Origin of the sequence: Pseudomonas sp. NPDC087690 (assembly GCF_044743175.1) — a bacterium.
Taxonomy (GTDB): domain Bacteria; phylum Pseudomonadota; class Gammaproteobacteria; order Pseudomonadales; family Pseudomonadaceae; genus Aquipseudomonas.
This window is the reverse complement of sequence record NZ_JBIUVX010000002.1, coordinates 40,497-56,679: the sequence shown is the minus strand read 5'-3', so window position 1 is coordinate 56,679 and position 16,183 is coordinate 40,497. Positions and strand designations below refer to the sequence as shown.

Below are 16,183 nucleotides of genomic sequence, written 5' to 3'. Positions count from 1 at the left end.
GCCTTCAATCCGAATGTCTATCGCCGTGGACCCGACTGTCGGCAACGCCGTCAGCGCTCACGGTGCTGCCAACCACGAGAGCCCGATGAACGACTTACTCGATGATGAGGTACTGGCGCTGCTGATGGCAGATGCCGGCGAGCAATCCCAAGGCATCATTGCCCGTCCCCACCCGGCCCCGGCCCCCCTCTCCTTCGCGCAACAGCGATTGTGGTTCGTACAACAGCTGACACCTGACAGTGCCGCCTACAACTTGCCACGCGCCGTGCGCCTCAGCGGTGCCTTGCAAGCACAGCATCTGGAAATGGCGCTGAATAAAGTCATCGAACGCCACGATGTCCTGCGCAGTGCGATCGTCGAGATCGACGGGGTAGCCATGCAGGTGGTCGATGCACACGCAACGCTGCAGTTGGGCTTCGATGATCTGCGCGGGCTGAGCGCTGAAGCGCGCGAACAGCAGATTGACCTGCGCATTGCCGAAGAGGCCGCCAAGCCCTTCGACCTGAAGCACGCACCACTGATGCGCGCGACACTGCTGCAAGTCGCCGACACGGAGCACTTGCTGCTGCTCAACATGCACCATATCGCCTCGGACGCCTGGTCCAACGCGATTCTGATGCAGGACCTGACCCGCGCCTACGCGCAAGCGGCAATGGGCATGAGCGCGCCACTGCCGCGCCCGGCCATCCAGTACGCCGACTATGCCGACTGGCAGCGTGGCGACTATCTGCACAGCCCGGCCTGCAAGACCAGCGCCGAATACTGGCAGAATTATCTGGGCCAGACGTTGCCGCCGCTGGATCTGCCGGTGGACTTTGCGCGCAATGACCAGCACAGCCATGCGGCCGGCAAACACGACTTCAGCCTGCCCGCCACATTGGCGCAAGCACTCAATCGCTTCTGCCAGCAGCACGGTTTGACTCCCTTTGTGGTCGCCCTGGGCGCCTGGCAATTGCTCCTGAGCCGCTACAGTGGCCAGGACGATTTCACCGTCGGCGTGCCCAACGCCACACGCAACCGCAGTGAAATTCAGGATCTGGTCGGATTCTTTGTCAGCACCCAGGTCTATCGCGTGCGGATTGACCCGCAGTTGCCTTGCAAGGACTTTCTGCTACGTCTGCGCCGCGAATCGCTGGCCGCGCTCGACCATGCTGACTATCCGCTGGAGTTGAGCTTCGACGACCTGCAACTGCAAAGCAGTCAGCAGATCAATCCGTTGTTCCAGGTGCTGTTCAACTGGCGCACGGACGGCGGCGCCTCGGTGCCGCTGAATCTGGGCGAATTGACCCTGGACTTTGTCGATGCCGGCAGCGGCCAGGCGAAATTCGACCTGTCGCTGGACGTCAGTTATTCCCTGAACCGCATCGATGCCAACATCGAATTCAGCCGCGACCTGTACCGCCCCGCCACCATCGAGCGGTTGGCCGGGCATTGGCAGAATCTGTTGCGCGCCATCACCGCAAATCCCGATATTGCCCTGAGCGAACTGCCGCTGCTGAGCGACACCGAGTGCCGTCAGCAACGCGAACAATGGAACCCAGCCGTTGCGCCATTGCCGAGCGCAGGCGTGCATCAGCTCTTTGAACGCCAGGCACTGGCCACGCCGCATGCCCTCGCGCTGATTTGCGATGACGTGCGCCTGAGCTATGCCCAACTCAACTCGGCAGCCAATGGCCTGGCGCAGACCCTGCTCGGCTACGGCGTGGGCCCGGAAGTGCGGGTGGGCATCGCGGTCGAGCGTTCGGCGCGGATGATCGTCAGCCTGCTGGCGGTGCTCAAGGCTGGCGGTGTGTACGTGCCTCTCGACCCCGAATACCCGCAGGAACGCCTGACCTCGATGATCGAAGACAGCGGCCTGAGCGTGCTGCTCAGCCAGCGCTCTTTGCTCCAGCGCCTGCCTTCGGTAGCCGCGGTGAGCGTGCTGTGCGTCGATGAACTCGACCTCCTCGACAGCACGCACAGCGACAATCCGCCCTGCCGTACCCATGGCCATAACCTGGCATATGTGATGTTCACCTCAGGCTCCACCGGCCGACCAAAAGGTGTGGGGATTACCCAGGCGGCGTTGACCCGACACGCGCAAGTCGCCCTGCAATTCCTCGGCCTGACAGCCGCCGATCGATCGCTGCAATTTGCCACGTTCAACTTCGATGCCTTCGTCGAACAGCTCTACCCGGCGCTGATCTGCGGCGCGTCGGTGGTACTGCGCGGGCCGGACATCTGGGACAGCGAAACCTGGTACCGGCAGTTGCGCGACAAGCAATTCACGGTCAGCGACCTGACCACCACGTACTGGAACATGCTGGCGAGGGATTTTGCCGCTGCCGGTGTGCGTGACTATGGCCCGTTGCGCCAGGTGATCGTCGGCGGCGAAGCCATGCCACCGGAAGGCGTGGCAGCGTGGGGCAAAGCGGGACTTGGCCATGTGCGCCTGCTCAACACCTATGGCCCTACGGAAACCACGGTCAGTGCCACGGTGCTCGATTGCACGGATTACGTCACCGGGCAAATGCCACTGCCGAAAACCATGCCGATCGGCCGCCCCTTGGCTGGACGCGCCATTTATCTGCTGGACAGCGGTGGTCAACCAGTCCCGGTGGGCGTCGTCGGCGAGCTGGTGATTGCTGGCGATCTATTGGCCCGGGGCTATTTCCAGCGCCCGGAACTGACCGCCGAACGCTTCATGCCTGATCCGTTCAGCACGCAGGGCGGGCGCCTGTACCGCACAGGTGATCTGGCACGTTATCGCGCCGATGGCGTCATCGAATATGTCGGCCGACTCGATCATCAAGTGAAGATTCGCGGCTTCCGTATCGAACTCGGTGAAATCGAATCCTGCCTGCTGCAAATCCCGGCCGTTCGCGAAGCCCTGGTCCTTGCTCGCGAAGGATTGGCCGGGATGCAGTTGATCGGTTATGTCGTGCCGAGCGCCAGTGATTTGTCGAGTGAGCAGCACGATCAACTGCGCGCAGCCCTCAAGGCTGAACTGAAAAGCCGTCTGCCCGGCTACATGGTGCCCAGCCATCTGCTAGTGCTGGCAGCCATGCCTGTCAGCCCCACCGGCAAACTCGATCGCAAAGCGTTGCCGCTGCCTGACTTCAGTCTATCGGAGACCCGCTTCAAGGCCCCGGAAACTGCATTGGAGCAAGCGCTGGCCGAGCTCTGGCAGGAAACCCTGCACGTCGACCGGGTCGGCCTCGACGACAATTTCTTCGAATTGGGCGGACATTCGATTCTGGCCATCCAGTTTATTGCCGCGCTCAATGCGCGCCTGGGGATCAAACTCGCTTTGCAGCAAATGCTCGCCCACGCCACCGTCGAAACCCTTGCGCAATTCATTGCCACGCAACACCAGCAGCAAGCCCAGTGCGTGGTGGAGCTCTCGGCCTCGGCCACCAGCGCCCCGCCGCTGTTCTGCCTGCATCCCAGCGGCGGCATCGTGTTCTGCTACCAACCGTTGGCCAAACGCCTGAGCAAACACGCGCGCACTTTCGGCGTGATGCACACAGGCTTCGCCGATAAACACGCCCACGCCCAGACCTGGGCGCAGATGATCGCCGACTACACCCGGCAGATTATCGACAAGCAGGCGGACGGCCCGTATCGCTTGATGGGCTGGTCGCTCGGCGGCTCCATCGCCATGGACATTGCTGCGGAACTGGAGCGTCAGGGACGTAAAGTGAGCTTCCTCGGTCTGGTCGATACCACCTTGCCGGACAGCCTGTTGCCGGCCGATCTGCCGCGCAAACCGCTGGAAGAAGAAAATCCCGAGTACTTCAGCGCACAAAATGAACTGGCGACGGCGGTGGAAATGTTCAGCCTGATGTTCGCGCATCTGCACGAAGCGGCGGCACGCTTCCTCGCCGAGAATCCGCAGACCGATCTGAAGGCTTTCTACCAGTGGGCCAGCCAACAGGCTGCCACCAGCGAACAGGAAATGGTGGCGACACTGGACGCCATCAAACAGGAAATCATGAATGCCCAGGCGTTCGAGATCCATGATCGGTTGGTGAAATCCTACGACGCCTTCACGCTGCCAACGCTAAAGGTCGAGGCCAGTTGCTGGTGGTCGCTGTCGCACAAGACTTTGGAACAGGTGTTGCACTCGGAACAGGTGCTGCGTGAACACACCGTCAGCGGACGACTGCAAGGCTCGGTGCATTCCACCCTGCCCCACCGCAGCATGATTTACGGTGAGTCGTTGCTGGAGTCCTTCGAATCGGTGTTCCTGACGTGCGAGGCGGCACTGAAAAACTGATTTTCATCCTGGCCAACAAAAACGCAGAAGCGCTGGCTTCTGCGTTTTTTTTTGCGTGACTTGACGCATAACCTGCGGGATTCAGCTGCAGACGGGCAAAAAAAACGGCCCACGCCCTCTGTAGAGGAGCGTGGGCCGCTTCGGTGAAGGGCCTTCAGTGCATCAGAACTGAGGGGTCCACTTCACGGAGAACATCACGTTACGCGGATCACCGAAGTTGTTGTTGCCGTCGAGCTGGTTGTAACCGGCCGCAATGTACTTCTTGTCGAACAGGTTGTTGGCGTTCATCGCCAGGCCGACCTCAGGTGTCAGCTGGTAGCCGACGCGGGCGTTCCATACGGTGTAACCCGCAACATCGTAGGTGCCTTCGTAACCCAGCGTATGGCTCTGGGTCACGAAGCCCAGGCCGGTGCTGACGCGATTCCACTCACCCGGCAACTGGTAGTTGGCCCACATGCGCAGCATGTGTTTTGGCGTCCAGGTGCTGAACACGCGACCTTCGTTGCTAGGATCTTTGATGTACTTGGTGGTGTTGTAGGTGTAGCCGGCAAACAGTTGCAGGTCTTGCACCACTTCGCCGCTGATCTCGGCGTCGATACCCTGGCTGCGCACTTTGCCCGAAGCGGTCGAGCAGTACGAACCATCGCACTCGAAACCACCGGCAATGTCGTTGATCGCACGGTTTTCCTGGTCGTAGCGGAAGAGTGCCAACGAGGTGTTGACCCGGCCGTCCATCAACTCGCCCTTGAGACCGATTTCGTAGTTGCTGCCGATAACCGGTTTGAGCACGGTGCCGTTGACATCGCGGTTGGTCTGCGGCTGGAACACGTCGGTGTAGCTGGCATAAACCGCCCACTCGCGGCTCAGGTCATAGACGATACCAGCGTAAGGCGTGACTTCGCCGGTTTCAGTCGCGGTACTTGGGTCATTCTTGGTGATGCCGCCGAACGAAGATTGCGCCTTGGATTTGTAGCTGAAGTCATACCAGCTGACACGGGAGCCCAGCACCAGGGTCAGATCGTCGACCGGTTTGACACGCCAGGTGCCGTACACACCTTTCTGACGAACGTCATACTTGCTCAGCGTGCCACGACCGTTGGCAGCGATCAGGCTGTCATAGCTGATGTCGGTACGGTCCTTGTTCAGGTTGAAGATCGTGTCGCTGCTGTTGCTGAAAGTACGGGCGAGCTGGTCGTCCGTTTCGAGCTGGGAAAAGTTACCGCCCAACATCACTTCCTGCTGCATCGACAGGGCTTCGAACTTGCCATTCAGGTTCATGTCGATGCCGACTTTGGTGGAGTCGAAATCGGTCAGGAAGTTAGCGTACTGCACGCCGCTGCCATCCGCTTCCAGACCATCGCCGGCACTTTGCACGCGCTGGTTCTTCGCCTTGTTGCTCTCGGTCATGCGCACGGCACCGACCTTGAATGCCCAGTCTTCGTTGAAGCGATGTTCAAGATCGGCGTACAGCGTGGTGACGTCGATGTCCGAACTGTTCCAGCGCGCGCCGGTGTAGGTGGAGCGTGAGACGTCCGGCATCTTGCCGTCAGCATAACGCGGCAGACCACGGATCATCGGACGCGAATCACCGTCGGAACGGCTGACGGCCAGGCCCAGGGTGGTGTCTTCGCTCAGGTCGAAGTCCAGCGAGCCGTACAGCGACAGGGTGCGACTCCATTCAGAGTCGATGAAAGAATTGCTCTGGTCCTGATCGGCTACCAGACGACCACGGATGGTGCCGGCCTGGTTCAGCGGGCCGCCTGCGTCGACTTGCAGACCGTAGTGATCCCACGAGCCAGCCTTGCCGGTCACGCTTACAGTCGGTGCCGCCTGACCGCGCTTGCGCACCAGGTTGATTGCGCCACCCGGGCTGCCAGTGCCTTGCAGCAACCCGGAGGCACCGCGCAGGATTTCCAGGCGGTCGAAAAAGACCAGATCCTGGGTCGCCCAGTTACCCAGCGAATAGGTGTTACGCGGGATCGGCACGCCGTCGTACTGCCAGTCGTCGATCTGGAAGCCGCGCGAGGAAATGATCAAACCCTTGCCGACACCCTGCAGACCCACGACACCAGTGGTCTGGTTGAGCGCGTCCTTGAGGTCAACCAGGTCCTGGTCGTCCATTTGCTTGCGGGTCATCACCGTGACCGACTGCGGAATTTCCTTGAGGGTGTGGGTGCCCTTGCCGATGGTGACGGCGTTGGAGGTGTACGAGTTGCTACCTTCGGTGGTCGCACCGACCTGTTGCGCGCTGATGTTGGTCGCGCCCAGTTCCAGGCCCTGGGTGTTGCTGCCACGTACCAGCATCAGCGTGTTGCCTTCGATGCTGTAGCGCACCCCAGTGCCTCTGAGCAATTCGGCGATGGCCGCCTGCGGGCTCATCTTGCCACTGACCGCGTGGCTTCTGAGCCCGGTCATGTCGTCAGCGTTATAGATCACTTGCTGGTTGGTCTGTTGGCCGAAGGCTTGCAGCGCTTGCGGCAACGATTGCGCCGCAATGTTGATGCTGACGTCTTCCGCCATCACCTGGGCGCTGATTGGCAACACACAGACCAGCCCCAGACCGGTCAGCACCCGACGCGAACGCAAGCCGCGGGACATGACGAGTGCCTTGAACAGAGGTTTCAACTCATGAATTGCTGACATCGTGCTCTCTATTATTGGTAAAAGTGAAAGTCCATTGGGCCGACGGGCCCGCCGCTGCCTGCACTCGAGAACCGCACACTGTCGATGGCCCCTTGGGCAACATGACAGTGCGTGGCCGACCAGCCCCTCCCCGGGCACGATCATCTGGCGAAACAACGGCGAAATTTTTTCTGCTGAACAGATCCGGTGCGAGGCTGCCCTGCCAACCGGCTTTGTCCACATACCTTAGTAAGACGCAGCACCTCCAGAAAACCGGAATGAGTTTATTTATCATTAGCGCAAAAATTTAAAAAAAAGGCCGACGCTGTTGGGCGACGGCCTTTTGTTTCTTGCTATTTCAGCTTGTCTGCGCAGCCTTGGCGGCTTGCAGCTGCCGCGCTTGTTCAGCCAGTCGAGCCTTTTCCTCGGGGCTCATTGCATCCATGCGCAGACGCACCTGAGCCAGTTTTTCCAACTGCCCCGGCGTGCTTTCGACCGCCCGCAACGCCAGCGCCAACGACGCCACGGTCGGATGATCGAAGACCAGCCCGGGATGCACTTCGCATTGCAGCAACTTGCGAATACCGGCCACCAGTTTGATCACCAGCAACGAATGGCCACCGGCGGCAAAGAAGTCACGGTCTATGCCCAGACGCTCCAGCCCCAGCAGTTGCGCCATGCGCCCAGCGAGCAATTGCTCCAACGCATCGCGCGGCGCCTCACCTTCGTCATTGGCGGCAGTGCCGGCCAACTGTTGCAGCGCTTTACGATCAATCTTGCCATTGGCCAAACGCGGAAACCGTTCGATCAGTTGCAAATGCTGCGGCACCATCACGGCGGGCAAGCGCGTGCTCAACTCGGCACGAGCGCTGTCAAGCAGCCCCGCCGGAGCGCCTTGCTGCGCCACGATAAATGCCAACAGGCCTTGCTCGGCCGACGCCGCAGGCAGCACCAGCGCTTCGGCAACCGCTGGCAAGCGCAGCAGCTCGGCTTCGATTTCCGCCAGCTCGATACGGAACCCGCGCACCTTGACCTGCTGATCACGTCGACCCTGCAGCTGGATTGCACCATCGGCGCGGTAACAGGCCAGGTCGCCGCTGCGATACAAACGCTGCGCAGGATCGAACGGGCTCTGAATGAACGTCTGCGCATCGGCCTCGGCGTTCAAATAGCCACGGCATATTTGCGCCCCGCCCAGATACAACTCACCCAGCACACCCTCCGGCGCCAGCCGCAGGTCAGCGTCCAGCACAAACACCTGGTTGTTGCCGAGCACCTGGCTCAACGCCGAACAATCGCCGCCCGAGCCGTCAAGGGTCAGCGGATGAATCATCACGCCGACCGTGGCTTCGGTCGGGCCGTAATGGTTGAACACCCGGCAATCACTGCGCAGCCGCACAATGCGCTCGATCAGCGTCGGCGCAATCGGCTCGCCGCCCAGCACCAGCGTGTGCGGCAAGGTCGCCTGCTCATTGTCAAGCAGCGCGGCAAGGTGCGAGGGGACGATTTTCAGACCGTCGATCTGACGCTGCTGCAGGTACTCGGCGAACAACGCGCCGTCCTGCATTTGCGCATCGCTGGCGACATGCAGCGTTGCACCATTGAACAACGCACCGAACAACGTGGTGTTGCCCAGATCTGCCGCGACGGTGGAACTGAAGCCGATGTTTTTGCACTGCTCCAGGCCCAGCGCCTGACTGGCCTGCGCGACATAATTGAGCAAGTGCCGATGCTCGATCACCACGCCTTTTGGCACACCGGTAGAGCCGGAGGTAAACAGCACATAAGCGATATCGCTACCCTCGGTCGACAGCCGCGGCAATACCGCGTGCGACGTGCCGAGGTCGGCCAGGGTCAGCGCGGTGTGCGGCTGATCCTGCCAGGCCGTCACGTGCGCTGCATCGGTCAACAACAGCGCTGCGTTGGCCTGTTCCAGCATCAACGCCTGACGCGCCTGTGGCCATTGCACATCCAGCGGCAGATACGCCGCGCCGATGCGCCAGCTCGCCAACATCGCGATGACCAGGTCCGCCGAGCGAGGCAGCGCCAGCGCGACGATCGAGCCTTTGCCCACGCCTTTGTTGCTCAGGCCCTGAGCCACGGTTTCTGCACGATCCAGCAACTGGCCATAGCTCAATTGCTGCTCAGCATCGGTCAAGGCGATTGCGTCTGGCGTATGCGTCGCCAAGTCAGCCATACGCTGTGGCAGGTAACGGGTGTCGACCAGCGCCCGCGGCGGCGGGTTGATCGCCAGCAGGCGCTGTTCGGCGGCGTGACTGAGCAGATTGAGTTGGCCAAGCGCTGTGTGCGGCGCCTCGACAATCGCGCTCAACAGTGCGCCGAACTGATCCAGTACGGCCTCGGCTGCCGCTGGCGAATAGCGCGAAGCGGCATACTGCAGACCAGCGCCGGCAAGACGCTGGTTTTCGTCCAGCTGCACCTGCAACAACAACTCGAAAGCATCCGGTTGCACCTGCACGGCTTCAGCCCGGATCCAGCGCAAACCGCTGCTGTTGGTGGCAACGCCGATCTGGCCAAGGCTAAAGCCGTAAGCCGGGCGCGCGGCGTCGGGCGCCAGTTCCGGCGTCCAGTATTCCTGCCAGGTACGATGTTCTTCGACACGCGCGGCCAACTGTCCCAGCCAGTCACTGAAGCGCGCGCTGCCAGGCAATTCCAGCGAGAGCGGCAAGGTTTTCTCGAACACGCCCACGGCGTTGGCGAAATACTCGTAGTCGCCACGGCTGTCATGGCGCAGACCGACCAGCGCTTGATCGAGACCGCTCAAACGCCCGAGCAACAGCCACCACGCGCCTTGCAGCAACGTGGCGACTGGCTGACCAAGCTGCTCGGCCAGCGCTTGCAGAGCATCACGCTGCGCCGCCTGCAGATTCAGCGCTACGCGCGAATCGGCAGCACTCGCTTCGAGGCTGGCGCTGCGAGCAGCCAGCCAAGGCGTTGCGATGTCCGTCTGCACACCTTGCAGGTGTTGCTGCCAGTACGCTCGAGCGGTGGCGGCATCTTCATCGAGCACCACCTCACTGCGCCATTCCAGATACTGGGCAAACTCCCCCGACTCTTCGTCTTCGGCTGGCTGAACCCCGGCGTACGCCTGTTGCACTTGTTGCAGCACAAGGTTCAACGATGGCGCGTCGGCGTTGTAGCGAGCAATGCCCAGCACCAGTTGCCATTGCTGTGACGCCAGTCGATAAAGCACCGCCTGGACACTGGCCGATTCGCCGACGACAAAGGCGCGTTCCAGCGATTCGCTGATTTGCGCCAGAACGTCCCCGGCGCGTTGCTCGGCAGCATGGATCGTCAACGGGAAACGTTCGATGCCGGTCGCGGCCTGACGCAAACCGTGGAAACCGGGAGCCTTGCCCAGCCGCGCCAACAACATCGGCTGCTCTGTCAGTACGCTATCGAACGCGGCCTGCAAACGTTGCGGGTCGAGATCACCGTCAATGACAACGCTGAGCCAGCGCATGGCCTCGCCACAGGTGGCGGTGTTCGACAGGCGCTCAAGCAGCGCCTGTTGCTCAGGTGTCAGGGCGAAACCCGGATCCTGTACGTCCATCATGACTTCGCTCATGCTCCGCTTTCCTCAGTATTCATTGCCACCTGAGCGGCGGCTGTCGGGCGCTCCAGGCTGCCGTGGTCATACATGTCACCCATCGCCACGACAATCTTGCGCGGACCTTCGAAGGGATCACGGGCATGCGCCACCAGCATGTTGTCGAGCAGGATCGCGTCGCCCTTCTGCCAGTCGAACCGCACGGCGCACTCTTCATACAGCTCACCGATGCGTTGCATCACGTCGTCTTCGATCGGCGAACCGTCTCCGTAGTACACGTGACGCGGCATGCGTTCGGCGCCGAACATCGACAACAGGTCTTCACGCACATCCGGTTCCAGCCAGTAGATGTGGTGCAGTTGCACCTGATTGAAGAACGACTTGGCCCCGGTGATCGGGTGGCGAATGATCGCCGGCCCCGGTGTACGGGTTTGCAGTTCGTTGTTGTCGAGCCAGCGCCACTCGATACCGCCGGCGCGGCAACGGGCTTCGACTTCGGCACGGTCTTCGGTCTTGAAGAAGTGCTGCCACGACACGTCGAGGTTGTCGGTGAAGGTGCGCACATACAGCAAGCCTTTGGACTCGAACTTGTCACGCAGGTCCGCCGGCAGTTTTTCGTACATCAAGCGGCAATCCACCACCGGCGTCGCACCACCGACCGGCGCCGCTTGCTCGCAATAGAACATCTGCTTGCGCGGCCAGCGATCCTGGTGCGAGCTCTCGTTGTGGAACAGGATCATCTTGCGTTCCGGGTACGGCGTGGAGCGATAAGTGTTCTTGCCGCCCTCCTTCTTCGGCAGATCGCCGTATTGACCGTACAGGCCTGGCTGGATCGCTTCGGCGAACGCCTCAAAGCCCTGAATGCCGTCGAGCTCGAAACCACGGAAGAGAATGCCGGCGTGGGTCGCGAGTTTTTCTTCGATCAGCGGGCGGTTGTGCTTGATCCACTCGATCAAATCCAGCTGCGGCTCGTTCGGTTCCATCAACAGCGGGAACGGCTGCGGCGCGGCGATCAGCGATTCGCGGATCGGCGCCGGGCGAACCTTGGCCACCGGCGCGGCGCCACGCTTGAGGAACTTGCCCAGTTTGTCGGCCTTGGGTCCGGGGGCAGCGGGTTTGGCGGCCACTGCTAAATTGTCGACTGGCATGCTGATAGCTCCCAATTGAATGTCCTGATCAGCGACGATCTGTTCCAACAGGGCTATCCAGGCCTGCACCAGGTACTGAATGCGCTCGTGTCCGAACAAGGTTGTGGCGAATTGCCAATTACCCAGCAATTGCCCTTCTTCTTCGTCAACGAACAATGCCATGTCGAATTTAGAATGGCTCTGCAGCGCCGCCAGCGGCTCGACGCTCAAACCGCCCATGGATTGGGTACGGCCCGGCAGGTTGTTCATCACGAACAACACCTGCACCAACGGGTTCATGCCCTTGTGGCGCGGCACGCCACAGGATTCGACGATCATGTCCAGCGGCAGGTCCTGATGCTCCAGCGCGCCGAGCAGGGTGTCCTGCGTGCGGGTGAGGAATGCCGAGAACGCCGTGTCCGCCGAGAAGCGTGAACGCAGCGGCAAGACGTTGACGAAGAAGCCGATCAGTTGTTCCAGCTGCGCCTGCTCGCGTCCAGCGACGTCGGCGCCGACCAACACGTCGTTGCCGCCGCTGAATTGATGCAACAACACCTGGAACGACGCCAGCAGCGTGCTGTACAGCGTCACCCCGGCGTCATTGGCAACCTTGCGCAAGGCCTGACTCAAATCCTTCGGCAGATGGAACTGCACGGCATCACCGTCGTACGACGCCACCGGCCCTCGCGGGGTGTCCAGCGGCAGGTTGAGCTGCCCGCTGTAACCACTGAGCATCTCTCTCCAGTAATCCGCCTGCTGGCCAAGAATCCCTTGCCGTTCCAGCTCCTGTTGCCACAGGGCAAAGTCCGAGTACTGCACTTCCAGCGCCGGCAACGACGCGGCAGCACCGGCCTTGCTCAGCTCATAGAGCTGCACCAGTTCGTTGATCAATACGCCCATCGACCAACCGTCAGAAATGATGTGATGCATGGAGAACAGCAGCACATGCTCGGTCGGTGACAGATGCAGAATGCGCCCGCGCCACAATGGCGCCTGCTCCAGATCGATCGGCGTTCGCGCGTTATCCAGCGCAGCCTGCGCGACCTGTTCTTCCTGGGCACTGCGCGACAGACCGGACAAATCGAGCAACGGGAAGTCGACATCGACCGTCTCGGCAATCAGCGCAATCGGATCACCTTCGTCATCCTGCGAGTACGCGGTGCGCAGCACTTCATGACGGCGCACCACTTCGGCAAAACTGCTCATGAAGCGCTCGACCGACAGCTCACCGCGCAAGCGCAGGGCCAGCGGCATGCCGTAGGCCGAACTGCCGCCGGACAATTGCTCGGCGACCCACAAACGCCGTTGCACCAGCGACAGCGGTGCCGTCGATTTGCTGCCCCAGGCCTTCAGTGGAACGGCCTGACTGGCCGCCCCGCCAAGGGCCGGTGTTTGTTCTTCGGCCATCCAGGTGGCCAGATCCTTGAGGCGCGGATAGTTGAACAGGTCCCGCAGGCTCAACGTGCCGCCGGTCAAATGGCGCAAACGCGAGACTGCCTGAGTGGCCAGCAGCGAGTGCCCGCCCAGTTCGAAGAAATGATCCTCGCGGCTGACCTGATCGAGTTCCAGGACGTTTTGCCAGATGGCTGCGATCTGCTGTTCCAGTTCACCGACGGGGGCAACGAAGTCACCCGCCGCGACAAACGCGTCGATGCTCGGCAAGGCTTTGCGGTCGACCTTGCCGTTCGGCGTCAGCGGCAGGCTGGCGAGGAACAGCACGTGCGCCGGAATCATGTAGTCCGGCAGGTGCACCTTGAGTTGCGTCTTCAGCGCTTCGCGCAGCAGCGCTTGCGCGGCCGCATCGGCGCTGGCCACGGTCGCATCATCGACCACCACATACGCCACCAGTTGATGGCTGGAGGCGATCGGTTGCGCCACCACCAGTGCCTGGCTGACGTTGTCGATCTGCAACAGACGCGCTTCGATTTCGCCCAGCTCGATACGGAAACCGCGCACCTTCACCTGATGATCGATACGCCCGACGTACTGCAACGTGCCGTCGCCCAGATAACGGGTCAGGTCGCCGGTGCGGTACATACGCTCGCCATTGCCGGCGAAAGGGTTAGGCACGAATTTCTCTGCGGTCATCGCCGCCCGGCCCAGATAGCCACGGCTGAGACCGGCACCGGCCAGGTACAACTCCGCCGACACACCCTGTGGTGCCGGTTGCAGATCGCCGCCCAGCACATAACTGGCGGTGCGGATCATCGGTCGACCGATGTTCGCCGTGCCGCCAGCCTCTCGACGGGTCCAGGTGGAGTAAACGGTATCTTCCGACGGGCCGTACAAGTCGAAGATATCGGCGATGGTCGCCTGTTGATACAGGGTGTCCACCAGGTTCTGCTTCAGCGCTTCGCCGCACAGGTTGATGATGCGTACGCTGGCCGGAATATCGCCAGAGTCTTGCAAGGCATTGATTGCCGACGGCACGGTATTGATCAGGCGCACCTGATCGCGCGCCGGCAAGTTCGGCAACTCCAGCGCGTTGCGCGCGATGATCAACGAACCGCCATTGGCCAGGGTGACAAACAGCTCCCACACCGACAGGTCGAAACACACCGACGTCGAAGCGAGCACACCTTGAATGTCCTCGCGGCTGTAGAGGTGCTTCGACCAGTCGCTCAGCGCCATGATGTTGGCATGGCTGATCGATACGCCTTTGGGCTTGCCGGTGGAACCAGAGGTGTAAATCACGTAGGCAAGATTGTTCAAACTCACGTCGGTGACAGGCGCGACCGTGCTGTAGGCCGAGAGATCCAGTTGATCCAGCAGCAACACTTGCATGTCGCTGGCGAGCGACAGGGAGGCCGCCACATCGGTCTCGGTCAGCAGCACGCGGGCGCGGCTGTCTTCAAGCATGTAGGCGACCCGATCCGCCGGGTAATCCGGGTCCAGCGGCACGTAGGTACCACCAGCCTTGAGGACCGCGAGCAATGCCACCAGCAGGTTGTCAGAGCGCTGCATCGCCACACCGACGCGCACTTCGGCGGTGACGCCAGTGCTGATCAAACGGTGCGCCAGGCGATTGGCCCGGGCATCGATATCGCCATAGGTGAAGTATTGCTGGCCGAACGTCACGGCGCGCGCGTTCGGCTGGGCAGCGACCTGACGCTCGATGGCCTGGTGAATGCAAATCGGCTCAAGGTCAGCGGTTGCCTGCGGATTCCAGTCACGCAGGATGCGCTGCTCATCGTCTGCTTCAAGCAGGTTCCATTCGCCCAGACAGCCTTCGACACTGGCGCGCATGCCGCTCAACAGTTGCTGCAACTGCGTTGCCAGTTTGACCACGGTGCCGGCGGCAAAACTTGTCTGTTGATAGCTGAAGTGCACGGTCAATTGCTGATCGAGGTTGACCATCAACGTCAGCGGATAGTTGGTCTGCTCATAACGGTCGACTTCGCCAAAGCGCAGATCCGCCGATTCGGCTTGTTGCAAGGCTTCGGCAATCGGGTAGTTCTCGAACACCAGAATGTTGTCGAACAACGCCTCACCGCTCTGCCCCGCCCAACGCTGAATGTCGAACAGCGGCGTATGTTCCTGCTCGCGCAGCAGCAGGTTCTGTGCCTGCACCTGTTGCAGCCATTGCGGCAACGACTGTTCGGCACGTGGGCTGGCAATGATCGGCAAGGTATTGATGAACAGACCGATCTGACCTTCGACGCCGTTCAACTGCGCTGGTCGCCCCGATACCGTGGCGCCGAACGTGACCGTGTCCTGCCCGGTGTAGCGCTGCAACAGCAACAACCACGCGGCTTGCACCAGCGTGTTGACCGTGACCTTTTGCGCGCGGGCAAAACTGTTGAGTTCAGCGGTCGCGTGAGTGTCGAGGGTCAGCAGGTATTCACCCTGACCGCTGACGCTTGCATCAACGAGGTGCGGCACGGCATCGGCCAGATACGTCGGTGTCTCGAAGTCGGCCAGTTGGCCCTTCCAGAAGTTTTCCGTGACCTGCGCATCCTGCTGCGCCAACCACTGGATGTAATCGCGATAACGTCCCGCCCCCATCGCCGGCGCGTGGCCGTGATAGCGCTGCAATACATCGCCGAGCAACTGCGAGTTGCTCCAGCCGTCCATCAGAATGTGGTGCGAGGTGTAAATCAGATGGAAGCGCTCAGCCGCCACCTGCACCACGACCAGACGCAGTAACGGTGCCGCGTGCAGATCAAACCCTTGCTGGCGTTGTTCAAGTTCCAAGGCTTTCAGCGCTTGCGCCTGGTCGCTGCGATCACGCCAGTCGAGCACGCTGAACGGCACTTGCAAGCCTTTGTGCACCACTTGCAGGGCATTGGGCAGGTCACCTTCCCAGACAAAACCGCTGCGCAGCACTTCGTGGCTGTCCATCGCCGCTTGCCAGGCATCGCGGAAACGCTCGACCTGCAAGCCATCGACGGCCACACACATCTGGTTGATGTAGTCGCCGGACTGTTGCGCGTAGAGGGTGTGGAACAACATGCCCTGCTGCATCGGCGACAACGGATAGATGTCGTCAATCTGCTGTGGACGGGTTGGCAAGCCGTCGAGCTGTGCCTGGGTCAGCCCGGCCAGCGGGAAGTCCGAAGGCGTCAGCCCAGCGACGCCCGGGGTCAGGCAATGGCCGATCAAAGT

4 protein-coding genes (1 of these 4 running past the window's edge) are annotated in these 16,183 nt (G+C 61.4%); 1 reads left to right on the top strand and 3 read right to left on the bottom strand.

Features of this window, described 5'->3' with window-relative positions:
• The first annotated feature begins 85 nt into the window (after positions 1–85).
• Positions 86–4,258 carry an amino acid adenylation domain-containing protein gene (locus tag ACIPIZ_RS04400; RefSeq protein ID WP_401164780.1) on the top strand — a complete coding sequence of 1,391 codons (4,173 nt, stop codon included), beginning with the start codon at positions 86–88 and terminating at the stop codon, positions 4,256–4,258.
• 162 nt (positions 4,259–4,420) lie between these two features.
• Here ACIPIZ_RS04400 and ACIPIZ_RS04395 read toward each other — a convergent pair whose 3' ends face one another.
• From ACIPIZ_RS04395 to ACIPIZ_RS04385, 3 genes are all read right to left on the bottom strand, one after another.
• Entirely contained in the window at positions 4,421–6,901 is a 2,481-nt protein-coding gene (locus tag ACIPIZ_RS04395) for a TonB-dependent siderophore receptor (protein ID WP_064389807.1), read from the bottom strand.
• A 337-nt stretch (positions 6,902–7,238) separates the two neighbouring features.
• A complete protein-coding gene (locus ACIPIZ_RS04390) occupies positions 7,239–10,469 on the bottom strand; it encodes an amino acid adenylation domain-containing protein (protein ID WP_401164272.1) in 3,231 nt (1,076 codons plus the stop codon).
• Positions 10,466–16,183, bottom strand: partial view of a non-ribosomal peptide synthase/polyketide synthase gene (locus ACIPIZ_RS04385; RefSeq protein ID WP_401164270.1) — the 3' end only. The gene runs 7,809 nt beyond the window's last position; 5,718 of the gene's 13,527 nt are visible here — the last part of the coding sequence; its start codon lies beyond the right edge, outside the window; its stop codon occupies positions 10,466–10,468. The genes ACIPIZ_RS04390 and ACIPIZ_RS04385 overlap by 4 nt, the downstream gene beginning before the upstream one ends.

Coding starts and splice junctions, on each gene's coding strand:
- ACIPIZ_RS04400 (WP_401164780.1), top strand. CDS start 86: ATGAACGACTTACTCGATGATGAGGTACTGGCGCTGCTGATGGCAGAT.
- ACIPIZ_RS04395 (WP_064389807.1), bottom strand. CDS start 6,901: ATGTCAGCAATTCATGAGTTGAAACCTCTGTTCAAGGCACTCGTCATG.
- ACIPIZ_RS04390 (WP_401164272.1), bottom strand. CDS start 10,469: ATGAGCGAAGTCATGATGGACGTACAGGATCCGGGTTTCGCCCTGACA.